The sequence below is a fragment of the Microbacterium sp. SY138 genome (genome assembly GCF_039729145.1).
Taxonomy (GTDB): domain Bacteria; phylum Actinomycetota; class Actinomycetes; order Actinomycetales; family Microbacteriaceae; genus Microbacterium; species Microbacterium maritypicum_A.
In genome coordinates, this window is record NZ_CP155793.1 from 1,042,261 (window position 1) to 1,058,186 (window position 15,926).

Here is a 15,926-nt window from a genome sequence, read left to right on the forward strand (position 1 = left end):
GCCGTGACCGCCAACGATGCACTCGCCCTCCACCGCCGCGCCGTCGTCGCCGACGCACACAACGATCTGCTCTGCTCGGTGGCGAGCCGCCCCGCGGACGAGTGGTCGGACTACTTCCGCGCCCAGTGGCTTCCCCAGCTGCACGAAGGCGGTGTCGGGCTGCAGGTGCTGCCCGTGTTCATCGATGACGTGTATCGCCCGGAGGGGGCGCTGCGTCGCACCCTCCGCATGATCGAGGCCGCGCATCGGCTGGCGGAGGGCAACGCAGACACCGTCGGTCTGTGCCGGGATGGCGACGACATCGATCGGGTGATCGGCGAGGGCCGCATCGCGCTGGTGCTCGCCCTGGAGGGGATGCCCGGCATCGCCGACGACGTCGAGCTCCTCGAGACCGTGCATCGCCTCGGGGTGCGGATCGGCTCGGTGGCGCACTTCGGGCGCAGCGCGTTCGCCGACGGCAGCGGCGAAGACGCCGCAGGCAGCAGGCTGACGCGGACCGGGGTCCGAGCGCTCGCCGAGATGGAGCGCATCGGCATGATCTTCGACATCAGCCACCTCGGAGCGGGCGGGGTCGACCACGTGCTCGAGCTCGCCACGCGCCCGGTCATGGCCACGCATTCCTCGGCCCGTGCGCTGTTCGACCACCACCGCAACCTCACCGATGCCCAGATCGCCGGGGTCGCCGAGAGCGGGGGAGTCGTGTGCGTCAACTTCTTCGCTCCGTACCTGCATGAGAGCGCGTACACGATCGACACACTGATCGACCACTTCGAACGCGTGGTGTCGGTCGCCGGAATCGAACACGTCGGGATGGGGCCGGACTTCGTCCGCGAAGTGCTGGAAGACACCACGGCACCGTGCTGCGTGCAGACGACGATCGAGGGCGTGCCGGCCGATCGGTACCTGCCGGGCCTCGAGGGCCCGGCAGGTCTCCCGCTCGTGACCGAGGCGCTGATGCGTCGTGGCTGGCGGGAAGAGGAGATCCTCGCCGTCCTCGGCGGCAACCTGCAGCGGTTCCTCCGATCCGGGCTCGGAGCCGCAGCCCTCGCCTGAGGCTCCCGGCGTCCCCCTCCGCGGTCTTCGAGAGCCGCGGTCGACGAATCGGGAATGACTCTTGCTTTCAGCTGGTTCACAGCAATAGGCTGGTGGGCTGTCGCGCCAACCGGACGACATCGCCGAGCCCCTGAGGAGGACACCATGACCACGATCGCCACCGCGCGGATCGCAGCTCTCGGCTCGACCCCGGCGCGTCCGCTCTCCTAGAGCCACCCCGCCCCTTCTTCGTCGGATACCGGACTCCACGAGTCCGCTCTCGTATCCGTCCCCCTCCGCAATCGCTTTCCATACGAAACTCGTCTGAGAGACATGTCTTCCTCGCCTTCCGTGCAGAATCCCTCGCCTTCATCGACCCTTTCCACTCCGGCCGCACTGTGGCGCCTGAAGCCCTTCGTGAAGCCCGTCATCTGGCGGCTCGCCGGCGGTGCCGCCAGCGCGCTCATCGCCGCCGTCATCGCCCTGATGATCCCGATCGTGCTCGAGCAGATCATCAGCGGACCCGTTCGCTCCGGTGAGATCAGCGCCATCGTCTGGGGTGCCGTCGCCGTCTTCGCTCTCGCCCTCGGCGAGGCCCTGATGGTGTGGCTGCGACGCCAGTTCGTGCTCAACCCCTCGACCGAGGTCGAGTACAAGATGCGCACCGAGCTCTACTCGCGCCTGCAGACCCTTCCGGTGTCGTTCCACGACCGGTGGGGCTCCGGACAGCTGCTCAGCCGCATGATGCAGGACATCGGCCTCATCCGCCGCTGGCTCGCGTTCGGCCTCGTGCTGCTGGTCGTCAACATCCTCACGATCATCATCGGCTCCGTGCTGCTGTTCCGCTGGCACTGGCTGCTGGGCACGATCTTCCTGGTGACCGCGATCCCGCTGTGGATCCGCGGTTACCTGTTCGAGAAGCGCTACGGCGCGCTCACCCGTCGCAGCCAGGACCAGGCCGGCGACCTCGCCACGAGTGTCGAGGAGAGCGTGCACGGCATCCGCGTGCTCAAGGCGTTCGGTCGTGGCAAGCACGCTCTCAGCCGCTTCAGCCGCCAGGCCGAGACGCTGCGCGAGACCGAGATGAGCAAGGCCGGCGCGATCGCGTCGATCTGGTTCTGGCTCGACCTCATGCCGCAGATCGCCTTCGGTCTCAGCCTGATGTCCGGCATCTGGCTGATCTCCGTGGGGCAGATCGACGAGGCACAGCTGTTCGCCTTCTTCGCGATGGCGGTCGTGCTGCGGTGGCCCATCGAGTCGATCGGCTTCCTGTTCTCGTTCATGCTGGATGCGCGCACGGCGACCGACCGCGTGTTCGACATCTTCTCGGAGACCAACACCATCACCGACCCGGAGAACCCGGTGCACATCGAGAACCCGCGTGGGGAGCTCGCGTTCCAGAACGCGCACTTCCGCTATCAGGACGCCGGTGCCCACGAGCGGGATCTGCTCGACGGTATCGACCTGGTGCTGCGCCCGGGTGAGACCATGGCGCTGGTGGGCCTGACCGGCAGCGGCAAGACCACTCTCACCACGCTGCCCACGCGTCTGTACGACGTGACGGGCGGCAAGGTGACGCTCGACGGTGTCGATGTGCGGGATCTCCCTCTCGCCGAGCTCCGTCAGCACATCGCCATGGCGTTCGAGGACGCGACACTGTTCTCGGCGACGGTCCGTGAGAACGTGCTGCTCGGACGTGCCGAACTCGATGTGCACAGCGACGAAGGCGAGCGCGTGCTCCGCGAGGCCCTCGACGTCGCCCAGGCGTCGTTCGTCGACGCGCTGCCCGACGGCGTCGAGACGGTGATCGGTGAAGAGGGGCTCAGCCTCTCCGGCGGCCAGCGTCAGCGGCTCGCCCTCGCCCGTGCGGTCGCGGCGAAGCCGAAGGTGCTCGTGCTCGACGACCCGCTGTCGGCTCTCGATGTCGACACCGAGGCCCTCGTGGAGGAGGCCCTGCGACACGTGCTCGCCGACACCACGGCCATGATCGTGGCGCACCGGCCCTCGACCGTCGCCCTCGCCGACCGCGTCGCCCTGCTCGAGGCGGGTCGTGTGACGGCGGTGGGGACGCACTCCGAGCTGCTCAAGTCGAGCCGGCACTACCGCCACGTCATCTCGAGCCTGGAGGCCGAGGAAGCGGCGCGCACCGGCGCGATCCCCGTGATCCGCGATGAGCAGGCCGAGATCGACGAAGAGGTCCGCGAGGGCCTCGGGATGCAGGCCGCCGACGAAGACCCGATCACCGAGAAGGAGGTGCAGCGATGAGCTCCGCCGTCACCGGAACCCAGAACGAGGATCGTTCCGAGTACACCCGCGAAGAGAGCCGGGAGATCCGTCGTCGATCCCTCCGACTCCTCGGATCCCTGGTCAGCCCGTTGAAGCCGAGGATCGTCCTCGCCGCCGCGGTGCTGATCGTGTCGACCGCCCTCCAGGTCGCCGGCCCTATCCTCATCAGCATCGGCCTCGATCGCGCGCTGCCGGCGGCCATCGATCGGGCCGACTGGATGCCGACGTTCATGATCGGCGGCATCTATCTGCTGGCGGGTGCGCTCGCCGCCGTGCTGATCGCGTGGTACGTGATCATCGCGGCCAAGCTCACCCAGGCGGTGCTGCTCGATCTGCGCAAACGCATCTTCCTGCACACCCAGCGCCTGAGCCTGGAGTTCCACGAGTCGTACACGTCCGGGCGCATCATCTCGCGCCAGACGAGTGACCTCGACTCGATCAAAGAGCTCCTCGACGGCGGTCTGAACGAGCTCGTCTCCGGCGTGCTCTTCGGGCTCTTCACCTTCATCGCGCTGTGCTTCTGGGACTGGCAGTCGGGTCTCATTCTGGCGATCGGCGGCGTGCCGCTGTTCTTCCTGATGAAGTGGTTCTACTCGCGCTCGCAGTTGGTCTACCGCGAGTCGCGGGTGATCAGCGCGAAGGTGATCGTGCAGTTCGTCGAGACGATGACCGGCATCCGGGCCGTGAAGGCCTTCCGCAAGGAGCCGCGCAACGACAAGGCGTTCCAGGAGATCGCCGGTGACTATCGCGACGTCAACCGTCGCTCGATGCTGCTGTTCGGCACGTTCGAGCCCGGGCTCATGGGTGTCGCGGCCCTCGTGCTCGGAATCGTCGTGCTGTGGGGTGGTATCCGCGTCTCAGAGGGGGCGCTGACCGTCGGCGTGCTGCTGTCGGCGGTGCTGTATGTGCGCAACTTCTTCGCCCCGATGCAGGAGATCGCGATGTTCCTGAACTCCTACCAGTCGGCCACGGCCGCGCTGGAGAAGGTGTCGGGCGTGCTCGAGGAGGTGCCGACTGTTCCGGATCCCGAGAAGCCGATCGACCTCTGGGAAGCCCGCGGGCACGTGGAGTTCGACGAGGTGACGTTCGGCTACAACGGAGAGAAGACGATCCTCCCGAACTTCTCCCTCGACATCCCGGCCGGGCAGACGATCGCTCTGGTGGGCACGACCGGCGCGGGCAAGTCGACACTCGCCAAGCTCATCTCCCGGTTCTACGACCCCTCCGATGGGCGGGTCACCCTCGACGGCGTCGACCTGCGCTCGCTGCACCCGAAGGACCTCCGCCGCGCGATCGTCATGGTCACGCAGGAGGCCTACCTGTTCAGCGGGACCGTCGCCGACAACATCGCCCTCGGCAAGCCGGAGGCGACGCTCGACGAGATCAAGGCGGCGGCGCGGGCCGTGGGCGCCGACGGGTTCATCTCGTCGCTCCCCGACGGCTACGGCACCGATGTGAACAAGCGCGGCGGTCGGGTCTCGGCCGGTCAGCGTCAGCTCATCTCGTTCGCCCGGGCCTTCCTCGCCGACCCGGCGGTGCTGATCCTGGACGAGGCCACGGCGTCGCTGGACATCCCGTCGGAGCGACTGATCCAGGATGCCCTGCAGACCCTTCTCAAGGACCGCACGGCGATCATCATCGCGCACCGCCTGTCGACGGTCGCGATCGCCGACCGGGTTCTCGTGATGGAGCACGGACGCATCATCGAGGATGACACCCCTGCCGCGCTCATCGGCGGAACAGGCAAGTTCGCCCAGCTGCACGCGGCGTGGCAGGAGACGCTCGTCTGATCGCCCTCTCGACTGCTGCGACCACGCCCGCCTCATCGTCCCGGCGAGGCGATCACGGCCGCAGCAGTCGAGACCTCGGGCGAACGTCCGGGGGCGCGCATCGAGCGCGGTGCGTGGGTAGCATCGAGGTATGGACCCGTTGCTGCTCGTTGCCGAGTGGTGGTGGATCGCGCCGAGTGCGGTTGCCGCGGGGACGGTGGGGGTGATGGGAATGCGTCGTCGCAACAGCACGGTGAGCGGACGCCGCCTCGCAGTCGATGCTGCGCGTCATGATCTCAGGGAGGCGCAACTGGCCGCGGCCGAGAGGCGCACCGCCTGGAAGATCGCACGCGCCGACCTGGCTCGCGTCACCGCTGAGCGGGCGGCGCAGCGGGCGACGGCCGAACAGGTGGCCGGTGCGCGACGGATGCTGAAGGAGCGGGAGCGTGATGCGAAGGCCGCCTCGGCCGATGTCCGCGCGCGTCAGGTGCGTCTCAATGCGGCGCGGGCCGCGGTGCCCTCGGCATCGGAGCCCCGCCCCTTGGAGCGGTTGCACGCCGCTCACGATGCTGTGACGGCGCGGTGGATGCGGTACGAGACCGATCCGGCACTGCAGATCTCCTATCCGGCGATGACCGACGTCAAGAGTCCCGAGACGGCGGCCTACTTCCGTGCTGCCGGCCACGCGACGGACATGCGCCGCGCGGCGGCAGGGCGCATCACCCCGGCGGAGTTCGCCGCCTATCGCGATGCCGTCGCCGAGCTCGAGCGCGCGTTCGAAGCGGCCGAGCACGCCGCGAAGGTGCAGGCGGGGGAGGCGCCGACCACGGCAGCGTGGCAGGACGCTGCGCAGGACATGCTCAGCCGCTCCGCGGAAGCCCTCGACCGGGCGGCCGGTGCGGCTGCGGCCGCCCTCACGTCATGGACGAATCGGCGCAAGCCCGGCGGTGGCAAGCCGGACGAACGCCCCTGAGTCACGAGGGGACGCCACGACAGTGCGTCACGTGAGGAGGTCGTGAGAGCGCTCCCCCGGAACCCCGTGAAAGGGCGACGAGGTCTCGATGGGGGAGGGGATTCGAGACCCCGCCGCCCGGCCTAGGTCGTGACCCGGATCTCGGCGATGACCTCGCCGTAGGCGGTCTCGCCCACAGGGGTGAAGCCGACGCGGTGGAAGAAGGTCTCCGGACCGCCTTCGCCCGCCTCGTAGATCACGTTGACGTGGTCGACGCCGCGCGCGCGGGCCTCATCGACGAGCGCCTCGACGGCGTACCGGCCGACACCGCGGCCCTGGTCGTCGGCATCGACGTTGATGCGCCACAGCACTGAACGGAAGTGCTCTTCCGGTGCCTCCGCGTCGAAGTTGGCGCTGACGAAGCCCACGACCTCGTTGCGGTCCAGGATCACCCGCTGCCAGGAGGTCTGCGGGTTGATGACGGTCGCTGCGATCCCGTACGAGACCGGAGCGAGGAACTGCTCCTGCCCGGGCTTGAGCGACAGGTTGTTCACGGCGACGATCGTCGCAGCGGAGAGTTCGACCATGCGCAGTTCGGACATGGACCCAGGCTAACCCCTCCCGGCAGGCGCGACACCTTTCCGGACAACATTTCGCTGCGCTCTGGCCGTTCGTCGATATGGGGTGGCCACCGGTCGTGGGCCGAGGCCGCAGGGCCAGACCGGCTCAGGTATCTTGGTATCGAGACAAATTTCCCCGCGAACGGAGTACCTCCCGGTGACCGACGACGCCATCATCTACACGTACACAGACGAGGCACCGGCGCTCGCCACCGCCTCGTTCCTCCCGATCATCCAGGCATTCACCGGCCAGGCCGGTATCGAGGTGGAGACGCGCGACATCTCGCTGGCAGGCCGCATCCTCGCCGCCTTCCCGCAGAAGCTCACCCCGGAGCAGCAGGTGGGCGATTCGCTCGCCGAGCTCGGCGGTCTCGCCACGCTCCCGGAGGCGAACATCATCAAGCTGCCGAACATCTCGGCGTCGATTCCGCAGCTGAAGGGGTCCATCGCCGAGCTTCAGAAGCAGGGCTACGACATCCCCGACTTCCCGGACGAGCCGTCCTCGCTCGAGGAGAAGGACGTCCGCGCTCGTTACGACCGCATCAAGGGCTCCGCCGTGAACCCGGTGCTGCGTGAGGGCAACAGCGACCGACGTGCCCCATTGGCAGTGAAGAACTACGCGAGGAAGCACCCGCACCGCAACAAGCCCTTCGCCTCGGGCTCCAAGACGCGCGTCGCGACTCTCGGTCACGACGACTTCAAGCACAACGAGCGCTCCTGGGTCGCCGCACACGACGACGTGCTGAGCTTCCGCCACACGGCGGAGGACGGAACGGTCACGGTCCTGAAGGAGGGGCTCAAGGTCCTCCCGCGCGAGATCATCGACGCGACGTTCCTCTCCGCCAAGGAGCTCGACGCGTTCCTCGCCCAGACGCTCGAAGAGGCCAAGGCCGACGACGTGCTGTACTCGGTGCACCTCAAGGCGACCATGATGAAGGTCAGCGACCCGATCATCTTCGGTCACGTCGTGAAGGCGTTCTTCGCAGACGTGTTCGCGCAGTACGGAGACAAGCTGGCCGCTGCGGGCCTCAGCGCGAACGACGGGCTCGGCTCGATCCTCTCGGGTCTCGCGAACGTGGCTGACGGCGCCGAGATCGCCGCGGCCTTCGACAAGGCCATCGCCGAGGGCCCGCGTCTGTCGTACGTGAACTCCGACAAGGGCATCACGAACCTGCACGTGCCGAGCGATGTGATCGTCGATGCGTCGATGCCGGCACTGGTGCGCAACGGCGGCAAGCTCTGGGGCAAGGAGGGCGAAGAGGCCGACACGCTCGCCGTGATCCCCGACTCCTCGTACGCGAGCGTCTATCAGGCTGTGATCGACGACGTGATCGCGAACGGTCCGCTCGACCCGGCCACGATCGGCACGGTTCCCAACGTCGGGCTGATGGCGCAGGCGGCTGAGGAATACGGCAGCCACGACAAGACGTTCGAGATCGCGGCAGACGGCATCGTCCAGGTGCTCGACAGCGAGGGCACCGTGCTCATCGAGCACACGGTCGGCAAGGGCGACATCTGGCGCGCGACGCAGACCAAGCACATCCCGGTGATGGACTGGGTCAAACTCGCGGTGACCCGTGCCCGTGCGACCGGCGACCCCGCCGTCTTCTGGCTCGACGCGAACCGTTCGCACGACGCGCAGATCATCGCCAAGGTGCACCAGGGTCTCGCGACCCTCGACACCAAGGGCCTCACGATCACCATCCTCGCGCCGGAGGAGGCCACGCGTTACACGCTCGCTCGCATGCGTCACGGGCTCGACACGATCTCGGTCACCGGCAACGTGCTGCGCGACTACCTGACCGACCTGTTCCCGATCCTCGAGGTCGGCACGAGCGCCAAGATGCTCTCGATCGTGCCGCTGCTCGCCGGCGGCGGCCTGTTCGAGACCGGTGCCGGAGGCTCGGCGCCCAAGCACGTGCAGCAGCTCGTCGAGCAGAACTACCTGCGTTGGGACTCGCTCGGTGAGTTCTTCGCGCTGGCTGCCTCGCTCGAGCACTTCGCCGACCGCACCGGTAACGAGAAGGCCCGAGTGCTCGCCGAGACGCTGGACGCCGCGACCGGGACGTTCCTCGAGGAGGACCGCTCGCCCGGTCGTGCTCTGGGCACGATCGACAACCGCGGCAGCCACTTCTACCTGAGTCTGTACTGGGCTCAGGAGCTGGCGAAGCAGACGAAGGACGCCGACCTCGCTGCGGCGTTCGCACCGATCGCCGCGACGCTCGCGCAGAACGAGGAGGCCATCGTCTCCGAGCTCAACGCCGTGCAGGGCGCGCCCGTCGAGATCGGCGGCTACTACCGTCCGGACGACGCGTTGGTCGAAGCGGTCATGCGTCCGTCCGCGACCCTGAACGGTATCGTCGACGCACTGCGCTGAGCAGTCGACGCATAAGTCGACAGAAGGGGGCGGACGCCGCGGCGTCCGCCCCCTTCTGCGTACCCGCGCGTCCGCCGCGTCGTGTCCGCGCGGAAGCCCGCGTCGTGTCCGCGCGGAATCCCGCGTCGGGCGTACGGGTGCGCGGGTGGCGCGTCCTGTCTCCGGACTCGACCTGATCGCGTGATGCCGGAGCGCGACGATGCGGTCGTCGGCAGCGGGGGACGCGTCTGTCCCTCCACGTGCGCAGAGGGACAGCGCTCGTCAGTAGTGGACGGAGACCTCGAGGCCCTTCGGGGACCAGTCGTAGACGTACTTGGCGAGGTCGATCGGCAGGTTGACGCAACCGTGGCTCATCCGCTGGCCGAAGTTGTTGTGCCAGTAGGTGCCGTGGAAGCCGATGTTCGGGGCGAACCAGGTGATCCAGGGCACGTCCTTGGTGCAGTACGGGGCACCTTCGTAGCAGCCCATGTCCTGGATACGGGTGTGCGCGAAGACCGTGAAGTTGCCGGTGGGCGTCAGCGTTCCGGGAAGGCCGGTCGACACGGCCCACGAGTTCACGACCACGTTGTTCTCGTAGAGAACGGCGCGCTGGGAGCTCAGGTTGATGTCGATGCGGCGGAACAGGCTCACCGTCTCGAACGGGGTCTCGGTGACCGAAAGCGCGAAGGCGCCGTTGCCGGCGGCGAGCTGGTCGGCGAACTTCTCCGCGATGCCGGAGGTGTCTCCGAGCGCTCGCCCCGCGACGCCCTCCTGCTCTGCGCGCAGCACGGTGCCGGCGGAGTTGACGATGTTGGTCGCATTGACCGGCGCGCGGTCGACGAGAGCGGGAAGACCGTCGACGGTCGCCTGGATCGCCTGCGGATCGGCGTCGATGCGCAGCTGACCGTCGTCGTCCGAGACCGTGAGCCAGGTGGCGACGACGGCGGGGTCCACCGGCACGGTGCGCTCCTCGCCGACATAGAACCCGACGGTGGGGAGCATGGTGTTGAGAGCCGTGGCCGTGGCGGTGGCATCGTCGTCCGAGACGGCGGGCAGGGCCTCGGCCGCGTCGCCCGAGTACTCGAGCGTGGTACGGCCTTCGCCGACCGCCTCGGTGAAGGCGGCGTTGAGCGCGGTGAGGTCGATGCCGGTTCCGGTTTCGGCCGGGGTGATGACGAAGGTGCCGCTCGCGGCATCGAAGACGACACCCGCGTCCACGGGGTCGTCGAAGCTGGTCGGTACCGCGTCGCGCAGTGCGGTGGTCGCCTTCTCGGCGTCGAATGCGATCTCCGCCGGCACGGGCTCGCCCATCCACGCGCCGAGGTTCCACAGCGGGTGCTCGGCGAAGGCCTTGTCGGCGAGAGCGGTCGCGTCGACGGTGACGCCGAGGTCGGCGCCGGTCAGGACAGTGCCGTCTCCGTCTCCCGTGAGAGTGATCTCGGTCTCGGCCAGGTGGGAGTCGATGGCGTCGGCTGCGGCTCCAGGTGTCATCCATCCGACGGGAATTCCCGCGACCGTGGTGCCCGGTGCGATGAGGATCATGGATGCGGCGCCGGCGCCGAGTGCGACGACCCCCAGGCCCAGTCCGATCCAGAGGCCGAGGCGGCGCTTCTTGGGAGACGGCTCGATGGGTGCCCAGGCCAGGGGCTGGTCGCCTGTGGTCGGTGGAACGGTCTCGGTGGGAGCGTCCGTGGGAGTGAGCACTGCAGTGGGCGCGGAGTCGTCTCCACGCGCCTCGGCTGCTGCGCCCGGCGCAGAAATCAGATCGGTCACGAACTTCACCCCCCGGTTCTCAAACGTGTCCTGACGTCCAATGGTACGGGATGGGAGGTAACGGGGAGGCAACGGTCCGTGATAGCGTTCCTCCCCGCTTCGCCCCGGTCAGTCGACGATGGCGATGCCGTCGATCTCGACCAGCATCTCCTCGCGCGGCAGGCCGGTGAAGACGGTGGTGCGCGAGGGCAGCACCCCGTTCGTGGTGTGCGCGGTCACGAACTCCCCGTAGGCGTCGTTCATGATCGGGAAGTCTTCGCGCTTGGTCAGGTAGACGCGCAGCATCACGACATCGTCGAACGTCGCGCCCGAGGCTTCGACGATCGCCTTCACGTTCTCGAGCGTGCGGGTGGTCTGGGCGGCCACGTCGCCGGGGAACAGGTACTCGTTCGTCGTCGGATCGACGGGCCCCTGACCGGACACCTGCACGAACGGGCCCTTGCGGATCCCCTGCGAGAACGTGTGGGCGGGGGCGGGGGCGGGGGCGGCATCGGTGGAAACGCGGATCTTCTCGGTCATGCCGTCAAGCCTAGTAGCATTGTTAGATGCCTCTACAAATTCCGGATCCCGTTATCGGCGCCTGGACGAAGGGCTTCCCGGCGCATGCTGCGGGACTGCGTCTCGCCGAGGTGGCCGAGGCCGGCCTGCACCTCTCCGATCTGGTCACCCCGGTCCTGACGGTCCATGAGGGTGCCCTCGCGCACAACGAGGAGACCGTCTTCACCTGGGCGAAAGACCGTGGCGTGCTGCTCGCTCCACACGGCAAGACCACCATGGCGCCGGCCCTGTGGCAGCGGCTGCTCGACGCGGGCGCGTGGGGGATCTCGGTCGCGACGCCCTGGCAGGCCGAAGTGGCCGTGGATGCCGGCGTCTCGACCGTGCTCATCGCGAACGCCGTCACCGATCCCGCGGCGGTGCGCCGACTGGGCTCCCTGCTCGGTGCGGACGACGGGCTGCGTGTGCTGTGCTGGGCCGACTCCCTCGACGGCGTCATGATCCTCGCGAACGGCATGCGCGATGCGTCGCGTCCGCTGGACGTGCTGGTCGAGCTGGGCGGCGCACACGGTCGAACCGGCGCGCGCACGGTGGCGGAGGGGGAGCGCATCGCGCAGGCCATCGCCGCCGCCCCGGGACTGCGCCTCGCGGGCGTCACCGGATACGAGGGGCCGTTCGGACCGGACCGCAGCGATACCTCCGTGGCCGCGGTCGACGCCTACCTGGAGACGCTCATCGAGCTGCACACGCGGCTGGAGTACCCGGACGACGTGCGCCCTGTGCTGAGCGCCGGCGGCAGTTCCTTCCCCGACCGGGCGGCGGCGGTGCTCGGGACGGTGGGCGCCGAGGCGGATGTCGTGCTGCGCTCCGGCGCCTTCCAGATCCACGACGACGGCTTCTATTCCCGCATGTCGCCTTTCGGACCGCTCACCGGGACCGCACCGCTGCGTTCTGCGATGCACGCCTGGTCGCGCGTGGTGTCGCAGCCTGAGGACGGTCTCGCGCTGCTCGATGCCGGTCGTCGCGACGTGCCCTTCGATCTCGACCTGCCCGTTCCGCAGAGCGTCGCGGGCGCGATCACCGCGCTGAACGACCAGCACGCGTTCCTGAGTCTCGCGGATGACGTGACCCTCGCGGTCGGCGATGTCGTGCGGCTGGGGCTCTCACACCCCTGCACGGCGTTCGACAAATGGCGGGTGGTCGCGGTGATCGACGATCCGGACGCCGCCGACCCTCGGGTGATCGGAGCGGTGGCGACATGCTTCTGAGCGCGGAGAAGGCGGCCGCCGGCCTGGTCCGGGTCTATCGCGGAGCCACCGTCATCGACGGGACGGGCGCGCCGAGGTATGTCGCCGACGTCGCCGTGGAGGGGAAGAGGGTGGTGGCGATCATCCCCGAAGGGGCATCGGAGCCGGTGCTCGCGCTTCCCGACGGAGCTGTGGAGGTCGGAGCCGACGGCCTCGTGCTGGCCCCCGGATTCATCGACATGCATGCGCACAGCGAACTCGCCGTGTTGAGCGGCGCGGCGCACGACGCGAAGATCCGTCAGGGAGTCACGACCGAGGTGCTCGGTCAGGACGGCCTCGGGTACGCGCCCCTCGATGATGCGGCGGCCGCGGTCATCCCCGCGCAGATCGCCGGATGGAACGGCATGCCTGCCGAGGTGCCGTGGCGGACGATGGACGATCTGCTCGCGGCGATCGACGCCGCAGCGGTCGCGAACGCCGCCGTCCTCGTACCGCAGGGGAACCTGCGGATGATGGTCGTCGGTCATGAGAACCGTCCGGCGACGTCGGCCGAGATGTCCGCCATGGCCGACCTCCTGGGCGAAGCGCTGGATGCGGGAGCGTTCGGGATGTCGAGCGGACTCACCTACACGCCGGGGATGTACGCCGACACCGCCGAGCTCGAGGCGCTGTGCCGCGTCGTCGCCGAACGCGGCGGCTACTGGGCGCCGCACACCCGCAGCTACGGGGGAGGGGCGCTCGAGGCGTACCGCGAAGCGCTCGACATCGGCCGTCGCACGGGATGCCCCGTGCATCTGACCCATGCCACCATGAACTTCGCTCCGAACCGGGGGCGCGCGCGTGACCTGCTGACTCTGGTCGACGAGGCGATCGCGGATGGCGTGGACGTCACGCTCGACACGTATCCCTATCTTCCCGGCGCCACCACCCTCTCCGCACTGCTGCCCAGCAGGCTCGCAGCCACCGGCGATCTGCTCGGTGCCATCGCCGGGCTCGACAGTGCCGGCCGAGAGGCCGTGCGCGTGGAGCTCGAGGAGGTCGGCTGCGACGGCTTCCACGGTGAGAAGGCCGATTGGACGCAGATCCAGATCTCCGGCACCGCCGATCCGGCCCTGGCCGATCTCGTCGGACGCACCATCGCCGAGATCTCCACCACGACCGGCCGCCGCGCCGTCGATGTGGTGCTCGACACGATCCTCGACGATGCCGGGGCCACCGGGATCCTGATGCACATCGGCGACGAGGAGAACGTCCGCGCGATCATGCGGCATCCGCGGCACGCGGGCGGAAGCGACGGGATCCTGATCGGCGCCCGGCCGCACCCGCGCGGGCGCGGCACATTCCCGCGATACCTCGGGCACTACGTGCGCGAACTCGGCATCCTCACCTGGGAGGAAGCCGTCCGTCACCTCTCCGGAACTCCGGCCAGGCGTCTGGGGCTCGATCGCGGCGATGCACCCCGTGGCATCGTCACGCAGGGTGCGACCGCGGATCTGGTGCTGTTCGATCCGGAGACCATCGCGGCGGGAGCGACCTTCGAGGCGCCTTTCGCCGCCCCGCAGGGCATCGTCGAGGTACTGGTCGACGGCGTACCGGTGGTGTCGGACGGTGACGTCACCGGACTCACTCCCGGCCGCGCGCTGCGGATGCCGCCGCCGCCGCACCGTGCAACGGTGCCGCGCGTCGATGCGCGTATCGATCCGGCCGCCCCGGGATTCCTGTGGACGGAACGGACGCCGATCCGCACCGCTTCCGGTATCACCGCTTCTGATCTCACCGCTTCTGCTCTCACCGCTTCTGATCTCCGCGCATCCGTGACGCGCCTGGGCGGCGACGGAGACGACGGCGAACTCTCGCCGATCCGTCTGGTGATCGACGAGTCCCTCGGCGCGGATGCCGCCGTCGCCGGCCGCATCGGCGACGAGGCCTTCCGGGTGACCGTGAGCGCGTCCGGGATCGAGGTCAGGGGCGCGAGTCCCGTGGGCGTGTTCCGGGGCGCGACCACACTGCGACAGCTCCGTGACCCGGATGCCACGACGGCGCTGATCCCCGCGGGGGTCTGGCAGGGGGCGCCCGCGTACAGCTGGCGCGGAGCCATGCTCGACGTCGCCCGGCACTTCCGGAGCGTCGAGGAGGTCCGCCGGTTCATCGATCTTCTCGCCGACCATCACCTGAATGTCCTGCATCTGCACCTCACCGACGATCAGGGTTGGCGTTTCGAGGTGCCCGGCTTCCCCCGGCTCACCGAGGTGGGCGGGCGGCGGGAGGCGACACAGCTGGGACACGGTCCGTCGTCGACCGTCGTCCCCGGTGTGCACGAGGGGTTCTATACGACGGCGGAACTGCACGATCTGGTCGCTTACGCTCGCGAGCGATTCGTGACCCTCGTGCCGGAGGTGGAACTGCCGGGGCACATCCAGGCGGGCCTCGCCGCGTACCCCGAGCTCGGCAACCTCGACGTCGGGGAGCCGGCGCCCTCCGCCTGGGAGCGCTTCGGGGTGAACCCGCGCACCCTGGCGCCCACGGATGCCGCTCTGGCGTTCGGACGTGCGGCGATCGATGCGCTGTGCGATGCCTTCGATTCGGAGTGGATCGGGATCGGCGGCGACGAGGTGCCGGTCACGGAGTGGGCGCAGAGCGCAGCGGCCGGCGCGCGGATGCGTGAGCTCGGCCTCGCCACGCCGCATGACGTGCAGCCGTGGTTCACCGCGCACTTCGTGGCGCACGTGCGTTCCCGGGGGCGCACCGCGCTTGCCTGGGACGAGGTTCTCGAAGGGGATGTCCCCGAGGGGGTGCGCATCCTCGCCTGGCGCGGCCCGGCGGCGATGCGCGAGGCGCTGCGTCTCGGTATCGAGGTCGTGGCGTGCCCCGACCTCGAGGTCTATCTCGACTACCCGCAGTCGGAGTCCGAGGAGGAGCCGATCAGGGTCGGTCCGCCGCTCACGATCGAGCGCGCCTACACACTGCGCGTCGTGGATGGCGCAGTGGGGGGACAGGCGAACGTGTGGAGCGAGCATCTGCCGACAGCGGATCGCGTCGACTTCGCGGTGTTTCCGCGTCTCTCGGCGATCGCCGAGAGACTCTGGGAAGGAGGCGACGCCGCACCGTATGCCGGCTTCGGACGCCGCCTGCCGACCCATCTGCGCCGGCTCGCCGCCGCCGGGGTGCGGTATCGTCCCCTTGACGGTCCGCAACCCGCTCAGCGCCGTCCCGGCGTGCCGGGGAAGCCGCTCACGATCGAGGCGCGGGAGCAGATCGTCGCGGGCCTGGTGGAGCGTCTCCTCGAGCGCTCGAACACGGTCGCCGAAGACGATCGAAAGTAATGTAACGTTTCGGTAACCCTGCTCGCGCGTCCGCGGGTAGAGGTTGCGCAAATTTTGTTCGTAAGGTCTACTA

General features: G+C 68.8%; 10 protein-coding genes. 7 read left to right on the forward strand and 3 right to left on the reverse strand.

Annotated features, from left to right (window positions below):
* The first annotated feature begins 3 nt into the window (after positions 1–3).
* From ABDC25_RS04890 to ABDC25_RS04905, 4 genes are all read left to right on the forward strand, one after another.
* Positions 4–1,053 carry a membrane dipeptidase gene (locus tag ABDC25_RS04890; RefSeq protein WP_347125113.1) on the forward strand — a complete coding sequence of 350 codons (1,050 nt, stop codon included), beginning with the start codon at positions 4–6 and terminating at the stop codon, positions 1,051–1,053.
* 312 nt (positions 1,054–1,365) lie between these two features.
* A complete protein-coding gene (locus ABDC25_RS04895) occupies positions 1,366–3,297 on the forward strand; it encodes an ABC transporter ATP-binding protein (protein ID WP_031206834.1) in 1,932 nt (643 codons plus the stop codon).
* On the forward strand, positions 3,294–5,108 hold the full coding sequence (locus ABDC25_RS04900; RefSeq protein ID WP_021198851.1) for an ABC transporter ATP-binding protein: 1,815 nt from the start codon (positions 3,294–3,296) through the stop codon (positions 5,106–5,108). The genes ABDC25_RS04895 and ABDC25_RS04900 overlap by 4 nt, the downstream gene beginning before the upstream one ends.
* A gap of 130 nt (positions 5,109–5,238) precedes the next feature.
* The gene (locus ABDC25_RS04905) at positions 5,239–6,060 is read left to right on the forward strand and encodes a hypothetical protein (protein ID WP_051668037.1); all 822 of its coding nucleotides are present in this window, start codon (positions 5,239–5,241) and stop codon (positions 6,058–6,060) included.
* A gap of 122 nt (positions 6,061–6,182) precedes the next feature.
* Here the strand turns inward: ABDC25_RS04905 and ABDC25_RS04910 are convergent, their stop codons facing one another.
* Positions 6,183–6,641 carry a GNAT family N-acetyltransferase gene (locus tag ABDC25_RS04910; RefSeq protein WP_021198850.1) on the reverse strand — a complete coding sequence of 153 codons (459 nt, stop codon included), beginning with the start codon at positions 6,639–6,641 and terminating at the stop codon, positions 6,183–6,185.
* 175 nt (positions 6,642–6,816) lie between these two features.
* Here ABDC25_RS04910 and ABDC25_RS04915 point away from each other — a divergent pair, with 175 nt between their 5' ends.
* Positions 6,817–9,036, forward strand: a complete 2,220-nt coding sequence (locus tag ABDC25_RS04915) for an NADP-dependent isocitrate dehydrogenase (protein WP_347125117.1) — start codon at positions 6,817–6,819, stop codon at positions 9,034–9,036.
* 261 nt (positions 9,037–9,297) lie between these two features.
* Here the strand turns inward: ABDC25_RS04915 and ABDC25_RS04920 are convergent, their stop codons facing one another.
* Together ABDC25_RS04920 and ABDC25_RS04925 are read right to left on the reverse strand one after the other, a co-directional pair.
* Complete coding sequence (locus ABDC25_RS04920; protein WP_347125119.1) at positions 9,298–10,788, reverse strand: L,D-transpeptidase family protein; 1,491 nt, start codon at positions 10,786–10,788, stop codon at positions 9,298–9,300.
* A gap of 108 nt (positions 10,789–10,896) precedes the next feature.
* Positions 10,897–11,307, reverse strand: a complete 411-nt coding sequence (locus ABDC25_RS04925; RefSeq protein ID WP_347125121.1) for a RidA family protein — start codon at positions 11,305–11,307, stop codon at positions 10,897–10,899.
* 26 nt (positions 11,308–11,333) lie between these two features.
* Between ABDC25_RS04925 and ABDC25_RS04930 the strand changes: the two genes are divergently transcribed.
* Both ABDC25_RS04930 and ABDC25_RS04935 read left to right on the forward strand, forming a co-directional pair.
* Positions 11,334–12,551 (forward strand): alanine racemase, encoded by a 1,218-nt coding sequence (locus tag ABDC25_RS04930; RefSeq protein ID WP_347125123.1) that lies wholly within the window; start codon positions 11,334–11,336, stop codon positions 12,549–12,551.
* The gene (locus tag ABDC25_RS04935) at positions 12,542–15,853 is read left to right on the forward strand and encodes a family 20 glycosylhydrolase (RefSeq protein WP_347125125.1); all 3,312 of its coding nucleotides are present in this window, start codon (positions 12,542–12,544) and stop codon (positions 15,851–15,853) included. The genes ABDC25_RS04930 and ABDC25_RS04935 overlap by 10 nt, the downstream gene beginning before the upstream one ends.
* The last annotated feature ends 73 nt before the right edge of the window (positions 15,854–15,926 follow it).

What these genes read in the sequence shown, in the direction of transcription:
- ABDC25_RS04895 (WP_031206834.1), top strand. Translation starts at nt 1,366, where the DNA reads ATGTCTTCCTCGCCTTCCGTGCAGAATCCCTCGCCTTCATCGACCCTT.
- ABDC25_RS04900 (WP_021198851.1), top strand. Translation starts at nt 3,294, where the DNA reads ATGAGCTCCGCCGTCACCGGAACCCAGAACGAGGATCGTTCCGAGTAC.
- ABDC25_RS04905 (WP_051668037.1), top strand. Translation starts at nt 5,239, where the DNA reads ATGGACCCGTTGCTGCTCGTTGCCGAGTGGTGGTGGATCGCGCCGAGT.
- ABDC25_RS04910 (WP_021198850.1), bottom strand. Translation starts at nt 6,641, where the DNA reads ATGTCCGAACTGCGCATGGTCGAACTCTCCGCTGCGACGATCGTCGCC.
- ABDC25_RS04925 (WP_347125121.1), bottom strand. Translation starts at nt 11,307, where the DNA reads ATGACCGAGAAGATCCGCGTTTCCACCGATGCCGCCCCCGCCCCCGCC.
- ABDC25_RS04930 (WP_347125123.1), top strand. Translation starts at nt 11,334, where the DNA reads ATGCCTCTACAAATTCCGGATCCCGTTATCGGCGCCTGGACGAAGGGC.
- ABDC25_RS04935 (WP_347125125.1), top strand. Translation starts at nt 12,542, where the DNA reads ATGCTTCTGAGCGCGGAGAAGGCGGCCGCCGGCCTGGTCCGGGTCTAT.